Below are 24,143 nucleotides of genomic sequence, written 5' to 3'. Positions count from 1 at the left end.
CGGTACGGGAGCGGGTCTCGGCCGCGTGCGCGCTGTGGCGCATCGACGCCGACCCGGAACCGGTCCTGCCGGTGTTCCGGTCCGCCTGGGCGGAGGACCCGCGCACCCGCGTGCCGATCGTCCGCTGCCTTGCCTCGATGGGCCCCTCGGCCGGGCCGTTACGGGATCTGGTGGCCGCCGAACTGGCCGCCACCCGCCGCCACACGGCAGGCCGGAGCCGGGGATGCGGTGACATCCCGAAGGACGAGGCCCTGCTGAGAGCGTGCCGGGAGGTGATGGCGGGCTCGTAGGCGCGCCGGGCCGATCGGAACGTCACCGGTTCACGCTCATGTGCCGCACGGACAAGGGGACCTCCGGACACAGCCGTCTTCCCGGCACAGCCGTCTTACCGGCACGGCCCCCTTCCGGACACAGCCGACCTCCCGGCACAGCCGACCTCCCGGTCCCGGCACAACCGACTTCCGGACACAGTCGGCAGTAGGCCCTCGGTGCGCCGGGCGGTCGAGGTCAGACCATCCGGCCCCACTGGGGGCCGAGCCGGGCCCATTCCGTGTCCCAGGCCATCATGCGGCCGCGTTCCAGGCGGCCGCGCAGGACCAGACCGCCCACGAAGGGCACGGCGGCGGCGCTGATGCCGACCAGGCCGCCGACGAGACCGGCCCGGAAGGCGGCCTCGAAGACGGTGGTGGGGCGGTTGACGAGGCGGCCCTGCGGGTCGGTCCAGACGGTGACCGGGCTGCCCGCCCCGCTGCCGGGCGCCACCCGGACCTCGCCGGTGCGGGTCGAGCCGTCGGCCACCGTCCAGCGCACCTTGGCCCAGACCCGTTCACCGCTGGGCGCCTCCTTCTGTGCGGGCGTCCTTCCCGGGGCCCTGCCGACGACGCGGGCGACGGCGGGGCGCCATTCGGCGCGTTCCCTGGCCAGCCCGTGTTCGACCGACCGGGCCGCCGTGAGCCCGGCCAGCACGCCGGCCAGCACGGTCAGCAGCCAGGCACCGAGCACGACCCAGCCCTCGACCACGTCGGCCCGGCGTTTGAGCGGGTTGCGCCGCCAGCGCCACAGCCACACCTTCGGACCACGGAACGCCATCAAGGGCATCCTCCTCACGAGCGCACCGACCGGCCGGACCGCCCTCCCATACGGGGGAGACCGCTCCGTTGCTCACGACGAGCCGTCACCTTGACAGTCGCACGACACACCCGCCTCGCGCAGGCGCATCCCGGAACGGAACCGGCCGTATCTGCGCCCGGTACCGGCGACTCCGCTCTGACCTGGGTGAACGCGCGATGCCGGGGGATTGTCAGTGGTGGGGTGCACACTGGCCGATATCTGACGACTACCTGGACGAAGGCGTCCTGGAGGTGACCGGCATGGCCGAGGTACTGCTCGCGGTGGGCACCCGCAAAGGCCTGTTCATCGGGCGGCGGCGGGGCAGCGGCCCCTGGGAGTTCGACGAGAGTCCGTATTTCAACGCGCAGGCGGTGTACTCGGTCGCCATCGACACCCGTGGGGACGGGCCGCGGCTGCTGGCGGGCGGCGACAGCGCGCACTGGGGGCCGTCGGTGTTCCACTCCGACGACCTGGGCCGCACCTGGACCGAACCGGCCCGGCCCGCCGTCAAGTTCCCCAAGGACACCGGCGCCTCCCTGGAGCGCGTCTGGCAGCTGCACCCTGCCGCCGCCGAGCCCGACGTGGTGTACGCGGGGACGGAACCGGCGGCGCTGTACCGCTCGGAGGACCGCGGCGAGAGCTTCGAACTGGTCCGGCCGCTCTGGGAGCACCCCACCCGCTCCCGGTGGGTGCCGGGCGGCGGCGGTGAGGGCCTGCACACGGTGCTCACCGACGCGCGCGACAAGCGGGCCGTGACCGTGGCCGTCTCGACGGCCGGCGTGTTCCGCACCACCGACGGAGGCGCCAGCTGGGCGCCGTCCAACTCCGGCGTGTCCGCGGTGTTCCTGCCGGACCCCGACCCGGAGTTCGGCCAGTGCGTGCACAAGGTCGCCAGGGACGCGGGCAACCCGGACCGGCTGTATCTGCAGAACCACTGGGGGGTGTACCGCAGCGACGACGCGGGCGCGCACTGGACGGACATCGGCGAGGGACTGCCGTCCACGTTCGGCTTCGCGGCGGCCGCCCATCCGCACCGGGGCGACACGGCGTACGTCTTTCCGATCAATGCCGACGCGGACCGGGTACCCGCCGGACACCGCTGCCGGGTCTTCCGCACCGCGGACGCGGGCAAGACCTGGGAGCCGCTGGCCCGGGGCCTTCCGGCGGAGGACCACTACGGCACGGTGCTGCGGGACGCCCTGTGCACCGACGACGCCGACCCGGCGGGCGTCTACTTCGGCAACCGCAACGGCGAGGTGTTCGCCTCGGCCGACGACGGCGACAGCTGGCAGCAGCTGGCCGCGCACCTGCCGGACGTCCTGTGCGTGCGGGCGGCGGTGGTCGGCTGACGGTGGGGCAGGGGACGCGGGTGTCCGGTCTCGGAGGCACCGTGCTCCGCCCTGCGGCGCCGGTGCGTCGGCGCCGCAGGGCGGCAGTCCCGTGGGGGGTCCGCGTCACAGCGCGGTCAGCGTCTGCCATGTCGTGGAGGCGACGACGCCGTCGGCCGGAAGGCCGTGCGCGGACTGGAAGGACCGCACCGCGCTGTCGGTGGCCGAACCGAAGGAGCCGTCCACGCTCAGCGCTGCCCCGAGGGCGGTGAGCCTGCGCTGCAACGCCGTCGCCGCGGGCCCGCTGCTGCCCTGCTGCACCGCAGCGGCGAGGGCCCGCCAGGTCGCGGGTCCGACGATCCCGTCGGCGGACAGACCTCGGCTGGACTGGAAGGACCGCACCACGCTGTCGGTGCGCGGGCCGAAGGAACCGTCCACGTCGAGCGTGACGCCCCGGGCGTTGAGGAGGTACTGCGCGATCCTGACCCGCTCACCGCTCGCCCCCTGCTGAACCACCGGCCAGCCGGCGCTCGGAAGCGGCGTGCCGCGCCCGGCGGGCAGGGAGAAGGGAGCGGGGAGGAGCAGTTGTGTGTTGCGGGCGTCGGCTGCTCCACGGCGCTTGCCGATGCCGGCCGCCACCGCCTGGAGGTCGTTGGCCGCCAGCTCGCGTCCCAGCGAGGCGAGTGCGGCGGGGGTGCTGGTATCCCCGTTGCAGGACAGCGGTGCGTCGGAGTCGACCATGGTCGTGAAGATCGACAGGATGCCGTCGCCTTCGGCGATCTCGAAGATCCGGCTCTGGATGGGCCAGTCGATGTGCGAGGCGGTGTTCACCTCCCAGAAGCCGTTGCCGATGACGGACGGCCAGGAAGCCTTGTGGGCCCAGATGTTGTTGGTGTGGGTGTGGCCGTCGACCATGAGGATCACGTTCGGGAAGCGCAGCAGCAGGTTGCGGAGCTCCGTGCCGCCGTACGGGGATCCGCTGTCCGTGTTGTCCATGGAGTCCAGCGTGTGATGGCAGCAGATGACGATGAACTTGTCGTTCACACCGGGCTGGTTGACGACCGTCCTGGCCCGGGTGCCGTCGGAGTCGTCGAGTTCGTAACGCGAGCTGTTGGCCTTGAGCTGGGCGTTGAGCCAGTCCCACTGGTCCTTGTCGAGGGCACCGTTGGCACCGCCGCCGCTGTTGGTCGTGTCCAGCACCAGGAACTGGAACATGTCGTCCGGCCCCGAGGGGATCGCGTAGTAGGCCCGGTCGCTGCCGGACATGAACCCGTGCCCGCGAGGGGCACCGGTGGTGTTGAAGTGCTCGGCGATGAAGTCGCTCCGCGTGAGCAGCCGTCGGGACGGGTCCTGCGTCACGTGGGCGGTGCGGAGGGTGAACTCCCCCGTCAGTATGTCCTTCAGCAGGTCCAGGTAGTACGACGCAGTGTTGTCGAAGACGTCCGGGACTCCCTCGACCTCCGTCAGTTTGGTGGAGCCGGTGGCAATGCTCTTGAGCGGGTCGAAGGGGAGAGCGTCGATCGGGACGTTGCCCTGGACGAGCGCATCGTGATTGCCGTAGGCGGCGTACCAGGGCATGCCCAACCCGGTGGCGGTGAATTGTCTTCGGGCGCTCCTCAGCAGACCGCTCACGATCGGAAAGCCGTGAAGGGCGTTGTTGTCGGGCGGAGTCTGCGGTGCCTCCGGATGCCAGTAGTGGGTTTCCGTCCCGAACTGACCGCTCCCCACGCTCTCGTCCTTGGTGAGGTCGCCGGAGTCCGGGCGCACCGCGTTGCCGTCGAGCAGGTCGATGTACCACCGGGTCTCGTTGTACTGGCAGTTGTCGACCGCGTCTCCCGTGACGACGGTGAAGGCCAGCGGCGTGCTCGTCCGCGGACTCCGGACGACCTGCCGGACGGCTCGGCACATCGCGTCGGTCGTCTGCGTCGAGAGGAATTCGTGGGCGCGGTAGGCCGATTCGGTCGGGTACGAGTTGTAGTGCGGAGGTCCGTAGTCCGCGAGCCGGTCCAGGCACTCGACGCGCAGCGGGGACTGGTCGTCGACGATGTGCAGGTCGGACATCTGGGCGAAGGCGATCAGCGATCGGCTGACCGTCGGCGTGGCGAGCGTGAAGTCGTGGCGGGTGATGTGCGGTTCGCCGGGGCCGGCGGCCAGACCGTGGTACCCCATGCCCAGGTCGGGGCCGATCTGCACCGTCTGGTCCAGGGTGGTGAGCCCGAATGCGGCACCGGTGCCGAGTGGCAGCGGTGCGGCACTGGCGACGGCGCGCAGACTTCCGACGTCGATGGCCGCGGCCACCACCGCCACCCCGGCAGCTGTCAGGATTCTGCGACGTGAGATTGCCATGTCGATCCCTTCGGTGTTGGGCTTCATGTGCCGCGGAGTCGTTGGCGTGCCTTGCTCGTGGGGGTACGGCGTGCGCGTGCCGCCGACGGCGAGCGGCGCGGTGTGCCGGCCCGCGCCGGTGTCCTCGCCCGGGGGCCGCCGCGTCCCGCCGCCGGCCCGCAGGGCACTCAGCGGCCGGGCAGCGGAATGTCGCGGCGGAGCGCGACCCCGGCGTCGACGGCACGGGCGGCGATCGTGGCGACGGCGCGTTCGGCGAGTGCCGCGATGGTCAGTGAGGGATTGACGGTGAGGGAGGTGGGGACGGCGGCGCCGTCGGTGACGAACAGTCCGCTGTGGCCCCGCAGTTCGTGGCCGTCGGTGAGCGCGCTGGTGGCGGGATCGTCGCCGATCCGCACCGAGCCGAGCGGATGGGCCGTGACGGTGCCGGCCACGTCCTCGCTCCACGGGCGGACCCGGGAGAGGCCGTCCTTCTCCAGGATTTCCCGCAGTGCGGTGTCGGCCCGGTCCCATGCCTGGCGGGTACGGGAGGTGGGGTGGTAGGTCATCGTGCCCTGTCCGAGCCCCGGCGCCAGCCGGGTGAAGCTGCCGGTGAGCGGGACGACTCCGAAGGTGCCTTCGTTGTCGTCCTCCGTCATGGCCAGCAGGGTGAGCCAGGAGCGCCACCGGGCCCGCATGTTCCGCTTGTCGATGCCGAACCAGGCGGGTGACCCGCCGGTCTGGGCCAGCACGTTGGTCAGTGGGGGGAAGTAGATCTGCTGGAGGGTGAAGCGGCTGTACTCGGGGGCGGCCGGGTCCAGGTGGTCGTAGGTGGCGGCGGTGATGGGCCGGCCCACGGGCAGCCCCTCGTAGGCGGAACCGCCGGGACGTGACAACCCCAGCAGTGAACGCGCCTTGTCCTCGACGATGTCGGCGACACTGACGCGGTCGCCGTTGCCGGAGAAGTAGCGCCCTACCGCGTCCGGTATGCCCCCGAGGAGGAGAGCGGAGCGCTGGAGGATCACGGGCGTGCCGACGGCACCGGCGGCGAGGACGACGACCTTGGCGTGGATGACCCCGGTCTGCGCGGTGCAGCTGTAGTCGTCGGGGTCCAGGACGGTGTAGCCGACGGCGTAGCGGTAGCCCGACAGCGGCGACGGCATGACGGTCTGCACCTCGTGCAGCGGGCGGATGTCCGCACCGTGCGCCTCCGCCGCCGGCAGGTAGTTGAGCAGCATGGAGCGTTTGGCGTCGAAGCGGCAGCCGGAGAGCATCCAGTTGCAGTTGGTGCAGGCGGTGGTGTCGACGGCCACCGGCACGGGATTGCAGGTGTGTCCGGCCCGCCGGCACGCGGCGGCCAGGACCCCGCCCGCGTAGGACACGTCCGGCCAGTCGGTCCGGGTGACCGGCAGCGCCTCCTCCACCCGGTCGTACCAGGGGTCGAGGGCGGCCCGGGTCAGCGCGGCCGGCCACAGGCGGTGGCCGATACTGCCGTGGCGCTCGAAGACGAAGGACGGTGCGCGCAGTGAGGCGGCGAAGTAGACGACGCTCCCGCCGCCGACGCAGTTGCCGGCCACCACCGCGACTCCGTCACCGCGGATCACGTCCACGATCTTGTTGTAGGTGCCCAGGCGCATCGAGTGGGTGAAGTCGGCGGCGGCCAGACGGGGGCCGCGCTCCAGGACGGTGACGCGGGCTCCGCCCGCCGCGAGGTAGTAGGCGGGGATCGCACCGCCGAAGCCGCTGCCGATCACCAGGACGTCCGTGGTCTGCGCCGTCATGCCGGGCTCCCCGAAGCAGTCGTGTTCGGATGCAGTGCCGCGAGGGGGCGGCCGTAGGAGAAGTCGGGGAAGCGCCAGAGGCCGTCCGGGTCCGGCTCGGGGAAGCGCAGCCAGGTCAGTCCGGGGTGCCCCTGGCCGAGGGCCTCGACTGTGTCCTGCTGTGCGGCCGTGTCGAACGCCAGTCCTACCAGCAGGCTCATCACCTGCCAGATCGGCCTGTCCAGGTCGTCGGGGTCGAACAGGCCGCCGACCAGGGCGGTTCGGTGGGAGAAGGACAGGCCCACGAACGGCGGGTGCGTCGGTGGCAGCCAGATCAACCGGAGGGCGGCATAGGTGACGGCGCGGGCGTCCAGCAGCGCCGCGATCTCCGCCAGCAGCGGCGCCACCGGCAGTTCGGGCGAGTGGAGGAGGTCGACGACACCGGCCTGTACCGCACCGGGGCCGGTGACCGCTCCGGCGACCGCCACGTCACCGGCGAAGCGGCGCCCGCCCGGGATCAGGGTGTCGGCGAACGCCTCGAGCGTCTGTGTCGTCCAACTCTCGGACGCCTCGGCCGCGTCGGCCTCGGGCGTGCTCACACCGCCGACGGACAGTCCTGCGAGCGTGGCGACGAGTGCCTTGAGGAGGGATCTTCGGTCGGGTGCGGTCATGGTGACTCACCCGGCCAGTGCGCAGCGCAGGTCGTAGGGCAGGGACACGGTCATTCCGGTCTCCCCCGCGGCCCGGCCGTAGTCGCTCAACGCGTGGGCGACGTCGGGGAAGACCGGTTCGAGAGCGGCGACCGCGTCTCCGACACCCACGGTGCGGCCGTCGATGCGGAAGTTGGTCAGGCGGGCTCCGGCCCGTCGCGCGGCCTTGTCCCACCAGTACTGACCGTCCCACGTCACCCACGGCGTCGCGCCGTGAGTGGACTGCACGCTCCAGTGGTCCTTCTGGTAGTAGTGGCAGGTCACCATGGCGATGGCGAACCGGGACGGCTCGGCCGCCAGGAACCGCAGGGCCCCTCCGTCGTCGATGGTGATGTCCCGCTTGCTGTACTCCACGCACAGCGGGTCGACGAACGTCAGCCACAACGGCGGCTGCTCCCCCTCCCCGAACTCGTGCCAGGTGCACCCGGCGGCGAAGCCCGGTTCGACGAACGGATCCACGGACGCCGCGGCGGCCCCTGCGGAACGGGTCGCCGGCCGGACCGGACTCTCGCGGACGACCGGCTTCGCCGGCGCCGCAACGGCGGTGCTGCTCGCGAACAGTGCCGCGGACGCGCCCACAACCAGCGCGCAACAGGCCGCGGAGACACGAAGACCTAAGGCAGACACGGGACCTCCCGTAAGCGGAGCAGGGTGAATGTCGCTCAGGACGGACTGCCGCCGCGGCGCTCTGGGCGGGGCGACCGGCGTACTGAGGATGGGGCACACCTACCGGTCAGTACAAGAGGTGAGTCAGTGACTCAGCCACTCAGCCAGTGAAGAACTCCCGCCGTCCGCCCCGCACTTCGACACGATTGTCATGGACAGCGCGAAAGCGGTACGCTCCCGCCTTCGGGGGGACGAAGCCTGCGCCGGGTCGTCGCCGTCTGCGCGGCGGTGGCACGGTTCGACCGGCGCGCGGCCTGTCCAGACGTCAAGCTCGACCGAGGTGGACGCAGTCGGCGCACGCCCAGCGGACGTGGAGGCCGGCGGTGATCACGCGGGGGACCAGGATGCGAACCAGGTGCGGGCCAACGTCCCGCCACCCTCGCGAAATCCGCAGTTCCAGTTGGTCAACGGCAAACAGAACCAGCATCACCAGCGCACCGGGAACCTGCCGGCACGCGGCCGAGGAGGCCCGGACGCGGCGGAGGCCGCCGCTACGGCAGGCGCCAGTCCACCGGCTGAGCACCCTGCCGGACCAGCAGGTCGTTGACCCGGCTGAACGGACGCGAGCCGAAGAAGCCCCGGTCCGCCGACATCGGAGACGGATGCGCGGACTCGATGGCCGGAAGATCCCCCAGCAATGGCCGCAGCGTGCGCGCGTCCCGCCCCCACAGAACCGACACCAGCGGCTTGCCGCGCTCCACCAACGCCCTGATCGCCTGCTCGGTGACTTCCTCCCAGCCTTTGCCCCGGTGCGCCCCGGGGCGGCGCGGCGCGGTCGTGAGAGCCCTGTTGAGCAACAGCACACCCTGCCGCGTCCACGGCGTCAGGTCCCCGTTCGACGGCCTGGGCAGCCCCAGGTCGGAATGCATCTCCCGGAAGATGTTCTCCAGGCTCCCCGGCAGCGAACGCACCTCAGGGGAGACCGCGAAACTCAACCCGATGGCCATTCCCGGCGTGGGGTACGGATCCTGCCCCACGATCAGAACACGGACGTCGTCGAAGGGCTGCTGGAAGGCCCGCAGAACATTCGCCCCGGACGGGAGATACGTTCGGCCGGCCGCCAGCTCGGCCCGCAGGAAGTCCCCCATGGCCGCGATCCGTTCGGCCACAGGTTCAAGGGCCTTCGCCCAACCTGCCTCAACAAGTTCATGCAAGGGTCGTGGTGCCACGGCGCGTCACTCTACTGGCAGACACGGACACCCCGCACACGCAAGGACGTCCGAGCGCAACAGCCATCACCCAGGCACTGCCCTTCCTCTCGCCGGGATCCTCGAACCGCTCGAGCGGATCACGCGGCCGACCCCCGGGAAGGAGGAGAGCACGATCCGTCCAGCGATCAAGCCACTCCCCCGTGGTCATCCGATCAAGCCACCGCGCCGTGAATCATCACCCTCGGCCCACCGACTGTCCCGGCCGGTCTCGCGGACGGGTGGCTCACGCCGCCGGGTCGACCGGCCATCCGCCAGACCGTCGTCCGGGCCATCCTCCAGGCTGTCGTCCAGGCCGTCGCCACGTCTGTCGACCGGAGTCCCCACATAAGCCAATTGATCCCCTTGTCGCCGCATGTTCCCGGCACATGCCCGAAACACATGCCATGCAGGCGTAACTCATCCGACAAAACCGGACGGATACCGCTCACCTGCACCCTCCCCGAACAGGGGAGCCCAAGAAGCCAGTAACATGCGGCGCCATGAGCTCCCCCACTGGGCCCGAGTCCGGCCTGCCAGTACGAATGCCGCGACCCCGCCAGCCCGGACGGCACCGCCGACCGGAACCGCTGGTGGCTCCCGAGGGCGCGCCCGCGCTCGTCCTCGCGGTGCCCGGCGTGCCCAGCACCGCCACGCGCAGCCTCGCCGAGGAGGTCGTGAGCATCGCCCGCTCCGAGCTGCCCGGCCTGGACGCGCGGATCGGATACCTGGACGGGGACGACGCCGAGTTCCCCACCCTGCGGTCCGTGCTCGCGCACGCCGCCGAACAGCGCACGGCCCGTTACGAGCAGGCCGTCGCCGCCGGCGTCGAGGGAGTCAAGGAGCCCGACGGCCCGGTCGCCGTCGTCGTCCCGCTGCTGGCCGGTCCGGACAGCGCGCTGCTGCGCCGGATCCGCCAGTCGGTGATGGACAGCCGGGTCGCCGCCGATCTGACCGACGTCCTCGGCCCGCACCCGCTGCTCGCCGAGGCCCTGCACGTGCGGCTGTCCGAGGCGGGTCTGGCGCGCGCCGACCGCGCCCGGCTGTTCACCGTGGCCACGGCGGCCGACGGCATCATCCTGGCCTCTGTGGGTGGCGAGGAGGCCGTGCAGGCGGCGGGGATCACCGGCATGCTGCTCGCCGCGCGCCTGGCCGTGCCGGTGATGGCGGCGGCCCTGGACGAGGAGGGCTCCATCGCCTCCGTCGCCGAGCAGCTGCGCTCGTCCGGCTCGCAGCAGCTGGCGCTCGCGCCGTACCTGATCGGCCCGGAGATCGACCCGGCGCTGCTCGCGGCCGCCGCCGAGGAGGCAGGCAGCCCCGCGGCCGAGGCGCTGGGCGCGTACCCGGCGATCGGCAAGCTCGCCCTGGCCAAGTACACGACGACCCTGGGCATCGCCCCGCAGCAGCCGCAGGGCGCCCCGGTCCGCTGACCGCGCGGCATCCGTACGACTCGGGCCCGCTCCCTCTCCGGGGGCGGGCCCTCTGTCCTGCCGCGCCCTGCCGTCGCAGCCGGCGCGGGCCGGTCAGCCGAAGACGACGCAGGAGGCCGCGGTGACCTGCACCGAGCCGTCGTAGCGCGGCAGTCCGGTCCGCCCGTCCACGGCGAACCAGCTCACGTCGCCGGAGCGCTCGTTGGCGGCGTACAGGAAGCCGTCCCGCTCGGCCAGGGCGCGGGGCCAGTGTCCGCCGCAGGGCACGGTGCCACGCAACCGGAGCCCGTCCGCCTCGACGGCGAGGACCGACAGGACGTCCTCGCCGCGGGTCGCGGTCCACACGAAGCGGCCGTCGGGCGAGACCACGATGCCCGACGGGTAGGCGTCGCCCGCCGGGGCGCCCGGCAGCACCGGGACCTCGGTCAGCGGCTTCAGCAGGCCGCTCACCGCGTCCCAGCGGCACACCGTCACCGTCGGGGTCAGCTCGTTGACGACGTAGGCGCGCTCGCCGTCCGGGTGGAAGGCGAGATGCCGGGGACCGGAGCCGGGCCGGAGCGCGAACTCCCGGTGCAGGACCGGGGCGCCCGCCTCCAGCGCGCACACCCGCACCGAGTCCGTGCCGAGGTCGACGCTGACGGCCCAGCGGCCGCTGGGATCGGGCTGCACCTGGTGGGCGTGCGGGCCGCGCTGGCGCCGGTCGTGCGGGCCGGAGCCGGTGTGCTGGAGCCGTCCGGAGGGCTTGGCGGCGAGGCCGCCGTCGGGGCGGACGGGCACGGCGGTGACGCTGCCGCAGCCGTAGTTTGCGGTGAGCACGTGACCGGCGTGCACGCAGAGGTGGGTGGGCCCGCTGCCGTCCACCGGCACCGGCGGCCCGGCGAGCTCCGGCGGCCGGTCGCCGTGCACACGGTAGGCGGCGACGGCGCCCTCGGCCGTCTCGCTGACCGCGTAGAGCATCGCTCCGTCCGGGGAGAGGGCCAGGTAGGCCGGGTCCGGTACGTGGTTCACGGCGGCGCGGAGCGTGAGAGCGCCGCCGTCCGGCGCGACCTCGGCGGTCACCAGCCCGGGTCCGCCCGCCGCCGTGAACGAGCCGATGAACGCCCGCAGCCTGCCCGCGCCGCCGCCCTGTGCCACCGCTGTCCCCTCTCGGTCGAGCCAGTCCGGGGCCGACGGTAGCAGTCGATCACGGGCGGTCTAGACCAACGGGCGGCAGACGAGGACGTTCTTCACCCCGTCGCACCGAAGGGGCGGGGGGTCAGGCGCCCACCAACGGCGAACCCGTGGGTGCCCGCAGCGGTTCGGCCAGGTCGGCGAGGGCGCGTTCCAGGCCGTGGAGGTGGGCCAGCACGGGTTCCGCGGGCGGCTCGGCCGGGTGGTGGAGAGGCTCGAGGCCACCCGTGGTGAGGGCCTCGACGGCCGCCTCGACCCGCCAGCAGGCCGCGGCGAGCCGGGCGTCGTGGGAGGCCTCGGGGTCGGCGGCGACCGCGACCAGACCGCGGATCTCCCGGGCGCAGTCGTCGAGGAGCGCCAGGACCTGGCGGGCGCGCCGCTTGCGGTCCGGCATGGGGTTCAGCGGGTGCACCAGTGGGGCGACCGACAGCCGGACGCGGCCGAGCAGCTGCTCCAGTTCGGCCACCCGCGGCGCCGGATCGGCCGTCGGGGAGCCCCCGAGGCGGGCCGCGGTCTCGGCGGTGCACGCGTGGACGCAGCGCAGGGCGCGCTGGATCCAGGCGTGTGTGGTCGCGTGCGTGGTGACCGGCAGCACGAACAGCACGGCGAGGGCGGCGCCGAGCGCGCCCACGCCGGTCTCGGCGAGGCGCAGGACGAGCAACCCAGGGCCGAGGACGCCGAGGAGGCCGTAGAGCAGCGCGGCGAGCACGGTCACCCAGAGCACCATCCAGGTGTAGGAGACGGCGGCCGTGTAGAAGGTTCCGAAGACCGCGACCGCCAGCAGGACGGCCGTCGGGACCGGCGCGCCGTGCACGGGGACGGCGACGAGGAGGCCCAGCCCGATGCCGAGGAGGGTGCCGAGGAACCGGCGGAAGCCGCGCACCAGTGTCTCGCCGCGCGAAGCGGTGTTGACGAACACCCACCAGGTGGCAGCGACGGCCCAGTACCAGCGCTGACCCGACACCGCCTGGCCCACCACCAGCGCGAAGCCGGCGCCCGCGGTCGCCTGGACCGCCTGCCGCGTGGTCACCCGGGCCAGCCCTCTCCCGGCGGGCGGGGCGGGGACGGCGGCCGGGGGCAGCCCGCGCTCGTAGCACCACGCGCCGAAGCGGACCACGGCCGCGCCGAGCACGGACAGCAGGACGGCGGCGCACAGTCCGGGCAGCTGGGCGGGCGAGGTGTGTAGGACCTGGGCCACGAAGAAGGTCATGAAGGCGAACACGCCGAGGCTGTGCCCGCGCGGTCCCCAGCGGCGCGCGTACACACCGGCGGCGACGACGGCCAGGAAGGCGAGGTCCCGGGCGACCGGGTACGGGTGCAGCCCGGCCGCGGCGGCGAGCACCGGTATGCCCACGGCGGGCAGCAGCGCGGTGGTGACCGCCTGCCCGCGCACGGTGGAGTCGGCGACCGTGAACAGGGCGAGCAGCGCGGCCAGACCGCCGGTGATCACACCGGGGAGCGAGCAGCCGGCGAGGGAGCAGATCACGACCGCCAGTGCGATGCCGAGGACGGCCCGCGCGGCGAAGCGCAACCGCGCCCGCCCCGGGTCCGAAGCCACGAACATCCTCTTCAGCACTGCTGCCCTCCCCTTGGAACACCGGCACAGAAAAGGCGCCGCGGGAGTCCGCAGCGCCATTGACGTCTCCATGAGAGCATCCCCGGGGTCACTGGCTCAAGTCGGGTTCGAATCACTGGTCCATTGGCCCAGCCACGATCGGGACCTCATGCCCATCGGCATGCCATCGGACCAGGTTGACTGGCCCACCCCTGCCTCCTGCCGTTGAGCCATTGGTACAGTCGTACGTCATGGCCCTGGACGAACTCGACACCCGTATCCTGCGACTGCTCCTGGACCAGCCGCGCACCAGCGTGCGCGAGTACGCCCGCATCCTCGGGGTCGCCCGCGGCACGCTGCAGGCCCGCCTGGACCGCATGGAGCGGAAGGGCGTGATCACCGGAACGGGTCCCTCCCTGTCCCCCGCCGCCCTGGGCCACCCGGTGCTGGCCTTCGTGCACATCGAGGTGACCCAGGGGCACCTCGACGACGTCGGGGACGCGCTCGCCGGCGTACCCGAGATCGTGGAGGCCTTCTCGATCACGGGCGGCGGGGATCTGCTCGCCCGGGTGGTGGGCCGGGACAACGCCCATCTGGAGGATGTCATCCAGAAGCTGATCAGCCTGCCGGGCGTGGTGCGCACCCGCACGGAGGTGGCCCTGCGCGAGCGCGTCCCGTACCGGATGCTGCCCCTCGTGGAGTCCGTCGGCAGGAAGGCCGGCTCGTGACCCGCCCCCCGCCCTACGGGGAGGCAACCTCGCGACGCGGCGCGGACCCAGGGCGTCGTACCTGGTCGGGCGCCGACGCGCCCGGCAATCCACCGTTGCGTGCGCAGGGGGTCGCCGCTGCCTAGCGTGGCTCCATGACCATGGACCAGACCCGGCCCGCCGTCGGTGACCGGCGGTGGCAGGCGCTCGGGGTCTGTCTGACGGCGGGCTTCATGACGCTGCTCGACAGCTCGATCGTGAACGTCGCCCTGCCCTCCATGGAGCGCGGCCTGGGCGCGGACACGGCCGACCTGTCCTGGGTCGTCTCGGGCTACGCGCTCACCTTCGGGCTCGCGCTCGTTCCGGCCGGGCGGCTCGGTGACGTGCGAGGGCGGCGGACGGTCTTCCTGTTCGGTCTGGCCCTGTTCACCCTCGCCTCGGCGGCGTGCGGGCTGGCGTCCGGCGCCGGCTGGCTGGTGCTGTTCCGGCTGCTGCAGGGTGTGGCCTCGGGCATCCTGGCGCCGCAGACCACCGGGCTCATCCAGCAGATGTTCCAGGGTGCCGACCGGGCTCGGGCGTTCGGCATGCTGGGCAGCGTCGTCGGGCTCTCCACGGCGATCGGGCCGCCCGCCGGCGGGCTGCTCATCCACCTGTTCGGCACCCACGACGGATGGCGCTGGGTGTTCTTCGTCAACCTGCCGATCGGCGTGGCCGCCTATGTCGCGGCGCTGCGTCTTCTGCCGCGCACCCCGCCGTCCGAACGCCGGGAGTACATCGACCTTCCGGGTGTCCTGCTCCTCGGTGCGGGCGTGCTCGCGCTGATGCTGCCGCTGGTGCAGGAGCAGCAGTGGACGGGACGGCTGAAGTGGGCGCTGCTGCCGGTGGCGGGGCTGCTGCTGGCGGCGTTCTGGGCGTGGGAGCGGCGGCAGGGGCGGGGCGGGCGGGCGCCCCTGCTCGACCTGCGGCTGTTCACCCAGCGGTCCTTCTCGCTCGGCGTGCTGCTCAACCTGGTCTACTTCGCGGGTTTCACCACCCTGTTCTTCGTCTACACCCTGTTCCTGCAGAACGGTGTGGGCTACAGCGCGCTCGCGGCCGGCTTCAGCTCCCTGCCCTTCGCGGCGGGCTCGGCGGCCGGCGCCGCCGCGAGCGGAAGGCTGGTCGTCCGCCACGGGCGCAGACTGGTGATCGCCGGCCTCTGCGGGGTGGCTCTGGGCCTGCTCGGGGTGATCGCGGCGGTCGGTGCGGTGCCGGGACGCGGCGTCGGCTGGGCGACGGCGCTGCCCCTGCTGGTGGCGGGCCTCGGCTCGGGCGTGACGATCTCCCCGAACACCACGCTCACCCTGGCCGGCGTTCCGGTACAGCGGGCCGGGGCGGCCGGCGGCGTGCTGGTGACGGCCCAGCGCATCGGTTCGGCGGCCGGCATCGCCTTCGTGGGCGCAGTGTACTTCGCGCACCTGGCCAACCGGGGCAGTCCCGCCGTGGCCCTGCAACTGGGACTGCTCACGGCCCTCGGCATCATCGCGGCCGCGCTCGCGCTGGCGGTGCTGGACCTGCGCGAACACCGGACGCTCCCGGCGGGCTCCGGACCGGTGAGCAGCGCGAGCCGACCGGAGGAACCGGATCCGGCGGCGTGAGGCGCCCGGTCGCGCGGCCGGCTACGAGCGGCGGCGCGGCCTTCCCCGCTTCGCGGCCGGCTTGCCCCCACCCGTGGCGGCCCGCCGGCCACGGCCCGCGGACCCGGCGGCCGCGGGCTTCTGCCGGGTGCCGCGCTGCTCGGGGCTCCTGGCCTTCTTCCCGGCCGGGGGCTGGTCCGCCGACCGGGTCGTCGTACGGCCCCGCGTGCTGTTGACCGTGCGGCCGCGGACGATGCCGATGAAGTCCTCCACCAGGTCGGTGGTGGCCTCCTCGGGCCAGGAGAGGGCGACCCCGGACTGGGGGGCGTCGACGACGGGACGGTAGGTGAGGTCCCTGCGGTGGTACAGGCGGGCCAGGGACTGCGGCACGACCAGAAGGCCGACGTTCGCGGCGACCAGCTCGATCGCCTCCGGTGTCGTCGCGGGCCGCTCGAAGGCGGGCTCGCCGGGCGGGGCGTCCCAATCGAAGACGTCGTCGAGGGGGTGGAAGAGCACCTCGTCCGCGAGGTCGGCAAGGGTGACCTCGTCCGCAGCCGTGATCAGGTGGTCCTTGGGGACGACGACCACGGTGGTCTCGGTGTACAGGGGGATCGCGCTGAAGAACGTGCGGTCGACGGGCAGCCGTACGAAGCCCGCGTCGGCCTCGCCCGCGCGCAGCAGCTCCGGCGCCTCGGCGGCGGGTACCTGGACGAGGGTGAGCGGGATGTCGGGCAGGCGCTCGTTCCAGATCCTCACCCACTTGGCGGGTGTCACTCCGGGGACGTACGCGAGCCGGAACGACGGTGATTCCTCCGAGCCTGTCACCCGGCCAGGCTACCGGTCGCGGCAGGCTCCCTCGCACCGGCCGTGGTCGGGGGGTCCCGGCCCGGCCGATACCCTTGACCTCATGAGTCCGCAGCAGAGCACCCAGACGATGAAGCCCGCCACCGCGGCGAAGAAGCTGGGTGTGTACCTCCCCGCCACCCCCGCCTCGTTCCAGGAGGGTGCGGTGTCGCGCGCCGAGCTGAACGAGCTGCAGGCCAACCCGCCGGAGTGGCTGCGCGAGCTGCGACGCAACGGTCCCCACCCGCGCCCGGTGGTCGCCGCGAAGCTGGGCGTGTCCATCGCCGGTCTCGCGCGCGGCGGGGTCACCGAGGCGCTGACCACCGAGCAGATCGAGGCGCTGAAGCAGCAACGCCCCGAGTGGCTGGAGAAGGAGCGCGCCACCCAGGCCGAGGTCCGCAAGGAGGAGGCGCGCCTCAAGAAGCTGAGGCAGGAGAAGGACGCCCGGCGCGACTGAACGGTCCCCCGCCTCAGTCGACGGCCAGCACGATGGCCTCGGATGCGGTCATGGCTCCCGTGTGCCGGTCTTCCAGCCATGTCAGGGCTGCGACGACGCCGCAGAGCGTCCGGTGCAGTGCTCTGCGTTCCATGTCTGCTGCTTCCGCGGCGAGGCACGCGGCGGCCAGGCGGGCCGCGCGCAGGGCCGGGCCGTCCAAAAGCGCCTCGCGCCGCAGAATCGGCCCGGCGGCCCAGGCATGGTCGGCCAGCGCACCGATCCACGCGGACTGGGAGGTCCTGGCGGTGTCGCGGACCATGGCATGCAGAGCGCCGGTGAGTTGCTCGCCGGCGGCGTCGGGGTCGACCGGGGACGCATCCTGGCCGAAGGCGCCCCTTCCGGTCAGCCGCCCCTCGAAAACCGACCACGGGTCGCCCTGGGCGGACCGCACGAGCGCCGAGAACTCCGTCGCCGCCGCGGGCAGGACGATGCCTGCCGCCAGTGCGTAGACGCTGCGCCGGGCGAACACGAGCGAAAGGACCTGCCCGGTCTCCTCCGGCGGCCGGCCCAGGTCGAAAGCCATGACCTGGTCGAGCAGTTGTTCGTGGGACCGCCGCCCACGCAGTCTCACGCGGCGCAGGTCGTGGCCGAGCGCGCTCACGGTCAGCCGCACGGCGTCGAAGGCCTCGGACGGCTCCCCCGTCCCGGTGAGGTACGACGACAGGGCGCCGAGTTCCCGGACCATGTCCTCGGCGAGCACCAGCGCCAGAGTCTCCCGCAGGCCGGCGTGGACGTCCTCGCCCATCGTCTCCAGGACCGCGTTCAGCCGTTCCGACTCGGCGCTGCGCAGGGCCTCGCTCCCCAGGCTCAGCGCGGCCTCGGCGAACACCGGGGCACCGGAGGCCGCTTCGAGGGCGGCGGCGAGGTCGGGAACGCGGGCGAGCGCGAGATCGAGCTCCAGGCTGCGGGCCGTCTCCAACAGACCCACGGTGGCCGCTGCCGCCGCCCGTGCACGCAGCAGGAGCAGCGCCGGCAGTGCGCCCGACGCGGACCGGAAGTCGTGGCGGACCCGCTGCTCGATCACGCCGGCCGGCAGATGGCGGGGGTCCGGCACGCCGGCCGGGACCCACAGCGGCGGCGGCTCGTCCCGGTGCGGCGCGGCCCAGAGGGCGTGCGCGGGCCCCGTCGCCGCCGGCGGGCTCAGGACGCTCTGCACCCCGGGGTCCCGGATCTCCTCGAGCGTGGGCAGCCGGTAGCGGGACTCACCGCCGACCAGTGTGTTCACCCAGCCCGCGAAGGCCACCGCGTCCCGCGCCCGCACCCCGGTCACGGGACTGCCGGAGCTCTCCAGGCCCGTCACGGCGTCCGGCCGGCGGTTCGTCCCCTGCTCCGCGCAGTCCTGCAGGAACAGCTCATAGGTGTCGGCACCGATCGGTGAGGCGCAGATGCGGCCGCCCTCGTCGGTGCGCACGATGTTGCGCAGGCGCCGGGTGAGCAGCACGCCGATCATCAACCGGCGCTCCTCGCCCGCCAGTTCGGCCGGCGAGGAGCGCTGCAGCAGGGAGTTGAGGTGGTCGCGGAGCTCTGGGTCGAGCTCGTTGCCCTCGTCCGCGCAGTCGAAGGCCAGGGCCAGGGCCGCCATCGTGCCCGAGCCGAGACAGGCCCGCACGATGGGCCCGACGTCCGCGTTGGCCGCGTACAGCAGTGTGCACTCGCGCCACCAGTCGTCGTCGACGGCGTCCGCCAGCAATTGTGCTTGGCCCTTGTCCCGGATGTACTCCGCCGCCAGGTATTCCTGGAAGGTGAAGTGGGCGAAGGCGAACACGCCGTTCTCGCGTTCCACCAGCAGCCCGTTGGTGCCGACGTCCGCAAGGAACGCGTCGGCCGTGAGATGTTCGGAGACACGCGGCAGGACCGACTGCAGGATCTCGGTGCAGACGTCCCGGGACACGACCGTCACCCGGCGGCGCATCATCTCGAAGGCCAGCTCCCGCAGGACCGTCTCCTTCTGCGGACCGCGTGGCTCCACCACGAGCCGCTTCGACTCCTGCCTCCGCCAGAGCATCACCTGGCAGATCTCGCGGTACAGGTCGGAGCGGCTCCCGGGCAGTGCGCCCCGGTACCGGTGCACGTTCGCGATCATGGTCAGCAGCAGCGGGTTGACCGTCAGGTCGTACAGGTTGGGCGAGGCCCGGAGTCGGGAGCCGAGGTCCGCGGCACCCGCCTCGGCGAGCAGGCGCACATCGGCGGAGTCCTCGCGGTTGGCGTGCCGCTCGACGGCCAGGTACCAACTGCGGATGAAGGTGGCCACCTGCGGGTCCGTGAAGCGCCGGGTCTGCAGCACCGTGGCGCCCTCCACAGGGGAACTGCGGTAGCCCTGGGGGCGGGAGGTGATGACGTAGTCGTTGCGCGGGTAGTCCTTGATCTGCCGCTCCACCCAGTCGACGACGATGCGCCGCATGCCCGGTTCGGCCACCTCGTCCAGCCCGTCCAGCAGCACGACGCAGTCGCCGGCCTCCAGTCGTTCCTCGAACCAGCCGGGCGGTTCCTCCGCCGCGTGCCGGCCCAGGTTCGCGCGGATCACCTCGGCCAGCGCAAGCCGCGGATCGCCCGTCAGGTCCGACACGAGGCTGCGCAGATACAAGAGCACGGGCACACTGCGCCGGCGGTCCCGCGGGGCCAGACAGGCACGCCGCGCGGTGTGCCGCAGCAGTGTGGTCTTTCCGGTGCCGGGTGCGCCGACGATGGCCAGCACCTGGGGCTCCGGCAGGTCCAGGAACTCGTCGACCGACCGGCGTTCGTCCGTGCCGCCGGTGGCGGCGGCGTCGGCCAGCAGGTCCCCGGGGATACGGCCGGGAGCCTGCAGGGCGAGGCTCACATCGATGAACACCTCGTCCAGTTCCGGGGCGTAGTGCCCGATCGTCGACAGGCCCTTCTGGTCCATGAAACGCAGGCTCGCCGCGAGATGCTCCGCGTACGTGCGCCCGAAACGGCTGAACCGGCGCGACAGCCGCCGGTCCGCGCTGTCGAGCCAGCCCTCCCGCCTGCGCATCACCAGGTCCCGCACGAACTCGCCGACGAACCTGCCGACGATCACGAGCAGCCCGTAGCCGACGAAGACGACGCACGCGAGGACGATGTGGTCCCGGACCAGGTCCCGCCAGAAGCCGGCCACCACGGACGGCGGCAGCAGGATCGTGGCGGCCCAGCCGAGCTTCGGAAGGACACCGCCCTTCGCGGTGGGGCCGTTGTCCTTCCTCGCGGATTCCGTGCTCATGTCGTCCCGTCCCCCGTGCGCGATGCGCGCTCGGCGCAGGTGACCGGTTGCGCCGGAGCCGGTGCGGTCCGCACGACCCGGACCCTGCCGCGGGCGACCAGCAGCGCGGCTCCCACCGGGAGCGACCGGGGGCGCACGGTGCCGGGCAGCGGATCCCCGTTCCAGCTGTCGCCCGACATCAGCAGCCACGGCGAAGCGGCCTGCCTGGCCGCCCTGCGCACCGGGTCGCCCTCGGGAGCCGCGCCGGTGTAGCGCTGGGCGACGATCAGGTGGAGGGCGCTGACCGCCGAGTCCGCGACCAGTTCTGCCAGTGGTTCGAGCACCGCGGCCCCGGTGCGGATCATGTCGTAATCGTCCATGACCAGATAGGTCTCCGACCCCCGCCCCACCCTGCCTTCGGCCAGCCCGCGCACCAGACGCAGGGCGGCATCGGGCGTCGTCGCGTGCCGGAACTCCACCGCCGTCGAGGTGAGTTCGGCGAGGGAACCGCGGTAGCCGATGCAGCAGACCAGGACCTTCTTCTCCGTGCGGCGCCCGCCGACCCCGGTGGCGATCAGTCGCAGCAGGTTCGACTTGCCACAGCCGGGATCGCCGTAGACCAGACAGTGCGGTTCGGCGGTGAGATCCAGTGACACGGGTGCGCGGGTGTCCTCGTCGATGCCGATCGGCACCGCGCTTCCGGTGCGTCGGGCCGTCGGCCGATCACCTGCGGGGGCGGGCTCGGGCAGGGTGCCCACGGGCGCCGCGACGGGGCCGTGCCACGCCTCGGCCACGGCGGACACCGCCCGGGCCGTGCCGTCCGGCAGGGTCCTCGTGTCCGTGTCCCCGTCGATGCGCGCAAGAGCAGCGAGGAAGTGCAGCCCCTCGCCGGTGAGTCCGTGCCCGGGCGCGCCCCTCGGCAGACGCGCTGCCTGCCGTCGGTCGACGAGGGATTCCAGCGGATCGCGGAGCGCGAGTTCGACGCGGCCGCCCAGCAGGTCCTGCAGACCGCTGCGGATCTCGGACCAGTTCCTGGCCGTGATCACCACGTGAATGCCGAAGCCCAGCCCCACCGCGGCCAGCCGGGTGATGTCCTGGACCAGGTCGGGATGGCGCTCCTGCAGGTCGCGCCAGCCGTGCACGACGAGGAAGACGTCGGCGCTGCGGGCGTCGTCCTCCGTGGTCAGCCGGCGGTCGCGCAGCCTGCGGAAGGTGACGACCGAGTCGATGCCCGCGGCGGCGAACTCCCGTTCGCGTTGCTCGAGCAGGGCGGTGGTCTTCCTGACCACGCCGTGCACCGACTCGGTCTGGTGCAGCGTGGCCAGAGTGCCCAGGTGGGGCAGCCCGGTGAGCGCGTCCCGCAGCGAGCCTTCGGCGTCGATGCAGTGGAACTGCACCTGCTGGGGGGTGTGCAGCAGCGACAGCGAGAGGATCAGGGTGTGCAGCAGGCTGCCGACCCCGGTTCCGCGCGCGCCCACGACGGCGGCGTGGCCCGCGGATCCCGAGAGATCCAGCCAGAACGGCTCCTGACGCTGCTGGTAGGGCCGGTCCTCCACGCCGAGGAGCGCGTGGAGCACGCCGCGCATGCCCGACTCCTCGACGACGCCGAGGCCCGCCTGCGCCGACTGCCGCAGCGGCGGCAGCAGCATGTCCAGGGTGCTCGGCACTTCCAGGGGCGGCAGCAGCACGGGATGGGCGGGCTGCCCGTGTCCGGCCAGCTGCCGGACCACGACGTCCGCGAAGCTTTCGACGCTCTCGCTCGTCTCCGGCTCGGTGACAGGCTGCTCGACGATCTCCGGACGTACGAAGTCGCTCACGAACGGCGCCACCGTGCGGACGAACTCGTCACCGGGCACGGGGAGTCCGGCGTCCACGGGCCCGGAGACGTAGGTGGCCCGGAACCGGACCGGGTCGTTCGTGCCGGTCTTCAGGTAGCCGTGCCCCGGTCCCGCGGGCAGTTCGTAGGCGTCCGGTACTCCCAGCGTGATGCGGGACTCGTACGCGGAGAACGTCCGCAGACCGATGCGACAGGAGAGGTAGGTGTCGAGTCCGCGGAGTCTGCCCTCCTCCAGGCGCTGGGAGGCGAGCAGCATGTGGACTCCGAGCGACCGGCCGGTCCTGCCGATCGCGAGGAGGACGTCGATGGCGTCCGGGTGCTCCGCCAGCAGGTCGGAGAACTCGTCGATCACCAGGAACAGCGCCGGTAAAGGTTCCAGAGCGGCTCCGGTGGTGCGTGCCCGCTCGTAGTCGTACGCGTTGGCGAGGTTGCCCGCGTTCCGCAACAGCTCCTGCCGGCGGCGAAGTTCGCCCTGCAGGTACTCCAGTGTCCTCTTCGCACGGCCTTCCTCGCCGGCCAGGTTCGTCGCCACGGCGGCCACATGGGGCAGGTCGTGCAGCCCGGAGTAGGTGAAGCCGCCCTTGAAGTCCACGAGGACGAAGTTGATCCGATCCGGCGGATGGGCCAGCGCGAGGCCGAGGATCAGGCTGCGGAGCAGTTCGGACTTGCCGGAGCCGGTGGCGCCGACGCAGAGGCCGTGCGGCCCGGCGCCGCCCAGTGCGGCCTCCTTGAAGTCGAGTTCGACGGGCCGGCCCTCGCCGCCCAGGCCGATCGGCACCCGCAGTCGCGCCCGAGGACCGCGATCGCGCCAGATCTGGGCCAGGTCGATGTGACGGGGGTCGTCAAGTCCGAAGAGCGCCGCGGGCGCCGTCTGCGTGCTCAGGTGGCTCGCGGAGTCAATGGACAGGTCGGCGCGCAGGGGCGCCAACTGCCGTGCCAGGGCCTCGGCCTGGCGGATTGTCAATGAGTCCGGCCACACGTGTTCCTCATGGACCGCATGGGCGGACTCGACGCGCAGGCCGCCCGCTCCGACTCTCAGGCTGAGGGTGTAGTCGGGGTCCGCCGGGGGCAACGGGACCCCGCCGAGGTCGATCAGGGTGACACCGTACGGTCCCGCTGCGGCCACCAACGAGTCCGGAGGCGCCAGACCGCCGTCCAGCACGATCACGTGATGCACCATGTCGTAGCCGCCGAACTGCCCGGTCATCGGCGGACGGGACGCGAGGTCCCCGGCGAGCAGTTCCTCGAGCTCGGTGAGACTGCGGCGCACGAGCCGGACCGGCCCCAACGCGTCGTCCTCCGTGGGGTGGTGGGCGTGCGGCAGCCACTTCACCCAGTCCCAGTGCGGGGCCATCGCGGAGGAGGTGCAGACGCCGATGCGCAGATCGTGCGGGGCGTGCAGCGTGGCCAGGTGTGCGATCACGGCCCGCGCCAGACCGCGTACGGCCTCGGGGTGGCCGTCGAGCACGACCCGCGAGTAGGAACGCAGTGCGGCGGCCAGGGGCAGATCCGGCACGCTGCGGTGCGTCCGCAGCAGTCTGCGCAGCCCGTCCGCGCTCACCGGATCGAGTTCCTCCACGGGTCTGGTCTCCGGGGCGATCAGCGGACGCATCCGGTTCTGGGGCCCGACGCCCAGCCTGACGTGTGCGAAGTCGGGGTCCGAGGGCCGCCGTTCCCACAGACGGTCGCTCATGGCCACGGCCCACAGGGTGTCCGGGGCCGGGTGACTCCACAGCCGGTAGCGGCGCTGGACGGCCGACTCCTCGTGCAGCAGGTGGTCCAGACTGCGCAGGTAGCGCAGATAGTCGCGGCGGAGGGCGCCGAGCCGTTCCTGGCGGTCGCGGCCGCGGCCGCGCACATGGCTCAGCAGGTCGCCGAGCAGGGCCCCCGCGACCAGACCGGAGGCGAGCGCCGTCCACCTGCCCGCCGCTTCGGAACCCGGCAGCATCAGGAGCACGAGGGCGCCCAGGGAGCACACCGAGGCGAAGCAGCCCAGCACCGTGCGCGTGCTGCCCACCGTCTCGGGGAGTTCCGGAGGCGGTTCGATCTGCCATTCCCCGGACGGCGGTTCGGGCATGGACCGACGCGGACCCCGCCGCACCCGTACGGTGCTCACCGCACCCCCGTCCTCGCGCTTGGCTCCTGTCCGGCGTCCCGCGGCTGAGGGACCGGCCGCGGTTCAGCATTGTAGGAAGTCGGGCGTACGGCCACCC

At 72.6% G+C, this 24,143-nt stretch carries 16 protein-coding genes and 1 pseudogene; 6 read left to right on the top strand and 11 right to left on the bottom strand.

What is annotated here, in order from left to right; translation table 11 throughout:
• Positions 1-290: pseudogene (locus ACLU3S_RS09010) on the top strand (HEAT repeat domain-containing protein); the annotation flags it as partial.
• A gap of 217 nt (positions 291-507) precedes the next feature.
• Here the strand turns inward: ACLU3S_RS09010 and ACLU3S_RS09005 are convergent.
• Entirely contained in the window at positions 508-1,089 is a 582-nt protein-coding gene (locus ACLU3S_RS09005; protein ID WP_413951231.1) for a hypothetical protein, read from the bottom strand.
• 281 nt (positions 1,090-1,370) lie between these two features.
• On the opposite strand from ACLU3S_RS09005, the gene ACLU3S_RS09000 reads away from it, so the two are divergent.
• Positions 1,371-2,459 (top strand): WD40/YVTN/BNR-like repeat-containing protein, encoded by a 1,089-nt coding sequence (locus ACLU3S_RS09000; protein ID WP_413951230.1) that lies wholly within the window; start codon positions 1,371-1,373, stop codon positions 2,457-2,459.
• A 105-nt stretch (positions 2,460-2,564) separates the two neighbouring features.
• Here ACLU3S_RS09000 and ACLU3S_RS08995 read toward each other — a convergent pair whose 3' ends face one another.
• The 5 genes from ACLU3S_RS08995 to ACLU3S_RS08975 form a co-directional block, all read right to left on the bottom strand.
• Positions 2,565-4,784, bottom strand: a complete 2,220-nt coding sequence (locus ACLU3S_RS08995; protein ID WP_413951229.1) for a TIGR03767 family metallophosphoesterase — start codon at positions 4,782-4,784, stop codon at positions 2,565-2,567.
• Between the two features lie 167 nt (positions 4,785-4,951).
• The gene (locus ACLU3S_RS08990; RefSeq protein ID WP_413951228.1) at positions 4,952-6,541 is read right to left on the bottom strand and encodes a GMC family oxidoreductase N-terminal domain-containing protein; all 1,590 of its coding nucleotides are present in this window, start codon (positions 6,539-6,541) and stop codon (positions 4,952-4,954) included.
• On the bottom strand, positions 6,538-7,191 hold the full coding sequence (locus ACLU3S_RS08985) for a DUF5987 family protein (protein WP_413951227.1): 654 nt from the start codon (positions 7,189-7,191) through the stop codon (positions 6,538-6,540). The genes ACLU3S_RS08990 and ACLU3S_RS08985 overlap by 4 nt, the downstream gene beginning before the upstream one ends.
• Positions 7,192-7,197: 6 nt before the next feature.
• Entirely contained in the window at positions 7,198-7,689 is a 492-nt protein-coding gene (locus ACLU3S_RS08980; protein ID WP_413951226.1) for a hypothetical protein, read from the bottom strand.
• A gap of 698 nt (positions 7,690-8,387) precedes the next feature.
• Positions 8,388-9,065 (bottom strand): uracil-DNA glycosylase, encoded by a 678-nt coding sequence (locus ACLU3S_RS08975; RefSeq protein ID WP_413951225.1) that lies wholly within the window; start codon positions 9,063-9,065, stop codon positions 8,388-8,390.
• A 521-nt stretch (positions 9,066-9,586) separates the two neighbouring features.
• Between ACLU3S_RS08975 and ACLU3S_RS08970 the strand changes: the two genes are divergently transcribed.
• On the top strand, positions 9,587-10,513 hold the full coding sequence (locus ACLU3S_RS08970; RefSeq protein WP_413951224.1) for a sirohydrochlorin chelatase: 927 nt from the start codon (positions 9,587-9,589) through the stop codon (positions 10,511-10,513).
• A 93-nt stretch (positions 10,514-10,606) separates the two neighbouring features.
• Here the strand turns inward: ACLU3S_RS08970 and ACLU3S_RS08965 are convergent, their stop codons facing one another.
• On the bottom strand, positions 10,607-11,647 hold the full coding sequence (locus ACLU3S_RS08965; protein WP_413951223.1) for a lactonase family protein: 1,041 nt from the start codon (positions 11,645-11,647) through the stop codon (positions 10,607-10,609).
• A 121-nt stretch (positions 11,648-11,768) separates the two neighbouring features.
• The gene (locus tag ACLU3S_RS08960; protein WP_413951222.1) at positions 11,769-13,259 is read right to left on the bottom strand and encodes an FUSC family protein; all 1,491 of its coding nucleotides are present in this window, start codon (positions 13,257-13,259) and stop codon (positions 11,769-11,771) included.
• Positions 13,260-13,489: 230 nt separating this feature from the next.
• Here ACLU3S_RS08960 and ACLU3S_RS08955 point away from each other — a divergent pair, with 230 nt between their 5' ends.
• A complete protein-coding gene (locus ACLU3S_RS08955; protein WP_413951221.1) occupies positions 13,490-13,966 on the top strand; it encodes an Lrp/AsnC family transcriptional regulator in 477 nt (158 codons plus the stop codon).
• A gap of 134 nt (positions 13,967-14,100) precedes the next feature.
• Positions 14,101-15,579 (top strand): MFS transporter, encoded by a 1,479-nt coding sequence (locus ACLU3S_RS08950; protein ID WP_413951220.1) that lies wholly within the window; start codon positions 14,101-14,103, stop codon positions 15,577-15,579.
• 21 nt (positions 15,580-15,600) lie between these two features.
• Here ACLU3S_RS08950 and ACLU3S_RS08945 read toward each other — a convergent pair whose 3' ends face one another.
• On the bottom strand, positions 15,601-16,383 hold the full coding sequence (locus ACLU3S_RS08945; protein ID WP_413951219.1) for a LysR family substrate-binding domain-containing protein: 783 nt from the start codon (positions 16,381-16,383) through the stop codon (positions 15,601-15,603).
• Positions 16,384-16,465: 82 nt separating this feature from the next.
• On the opposite strand from ACLU3S_RS08945, the gene ACLU3S_RS08940 reads away from it, so the two are divergent.
• A complete protein-coding gene (locus ACLU3S_RS08940) occupies positions 16,466-16,858 on the top strand; it encodes a DUF5997 family protein (protein WP_413951218.1) in 393 nt (130 codons plus the stop codon).
• Between the two features lie 13 nt (positions 16,859-16,871).
• On the opposite strand, the gene ACLU3S_RS08935 is transcribed toward ACLU3S_RS08940, so the two are convergent.
• The gene (locus tag ACLU3S_RS08935; protein WP_413951217.1) at positions 16,872-20,114 is read right to left on the bottom strand and encodes an NACHT domain-containing protein; all 3,243 of its coding nucleotides are present in this window, start codon (positions 20,112-20,114) and stop codon (positions 16,872-16,874) included.
• Positions 20,111-24,007: a type VII secretion protein EccCa gene (gene eccCa / locus ACLU3S_RS08930; RefSeq protein WP_413951216.1), complete on the bottom strand. Its 3,897-nt coding sequence runs from the start codon at positions 24,005-24,007 to the stop codon at positions 20,111-20,113. Before eccCa ends, ACLU3S_RS08935 begins: the two co-directional genes overlap by 4 nt.
• Positions 24,008-24,143 lie beyond the last annotated feature (136 nt).

Origin of the sequence: Streptomyces sp. AF1A (assembly GCF_047340315.1) — a bacterium.
GTDB lineage: Bacteria > Actinomycetota > Actinomycetes > Streptomycetales > Streptomycetaceae > Streptomyces.
The sequence above is the reverse complement of the archived record's forward strand: the minus strand, read 5'-3'. Positions and strand labels throughout refer to the sequence as shown.